The 827-nt window shown below is 48.0% G+C and carries 1 protein-coding gene; it reads left to right on the forward strand.

Annotated features, from left to right (window positions below):
• Positions 1-95 precede the first annotated feature (95 nt).
• On the forward strand, positions 96-827 hold a 732-nt coding region (gene blaCARB / locus R7O13_RS25705), incomplete at its 3' end, for a CARB/PSE/RTG family carbenicillin-hydrolyzing class A beta-lactamase (protein WP_318305051.1).

Consider the following 827-nt stretch of genomic DNA (forward strand, 5'->3'; position numbering starts at 1 on the left):
CAGGGATTTAACAGTGGTTAGAGTATTCACTCGTTATAGTTTGCTTAACATCGCCAAAGTGCGAATCAAAACCAAAAGAACGAAGAACACCACGCATGAAAAAGTTATTCCTGTTGGTTGGGCTGATGGTTTGCTCAACTGTTAGTTACGCCTCCAAATTAAACGAAGACATCTCCCTCATCGAGAAACAAACATCTGGGCGAATTGGAGTGTCAGTCTGGGATACACAAACGGACGAGCGTTGGGATTATCGCGGAGACGAACGTTTCCCATTAATGAGCACATTCAAAACGTTAGCGTGTGCCACCATGCTAAGCGACATGGACAGCGGCAAACTCAACAAAAATGCCACAGCGAAAATCGATGAACGCAATATTGTGGTTTGGTCTCCGGTGATGGATAAACTGGCTGGACAAAGCACACGTATCGAACACGCTTGTGAGGCCGCCATGTTGATGAGCGACAACACCGCCGCGAACTTAGTGCTAAATGAAATTGGTGGTCCTAAAGCGGTCACGCTGTTTTTGCGATCTATTGGCGACAAAGCAACGCGACTTGACCGATTGGAACCCCGTTTGAATGAAGCAAAACCGGGCGATAAGCGAGACACCACAACGCCTAACGCCATGGTAAACACCCTACACACCTTGATGGAAGATAACGCCCTATCTTACGAGTCACGCACACAGCTGAAAATCTGGATGCAAGACAACAAAGTATCGGATTCTCTCATGCGCTCTGTTCTGCCAAAAGGCTGGTCGATTGCAGACCGCTCTGGCGCAGGTAACTACGGTTCACGCGGCATTAGCGCGATGATTTGGAAAGAC

The organism is Vibrio sp. Y176 (genome assembly GCF_033438945.1).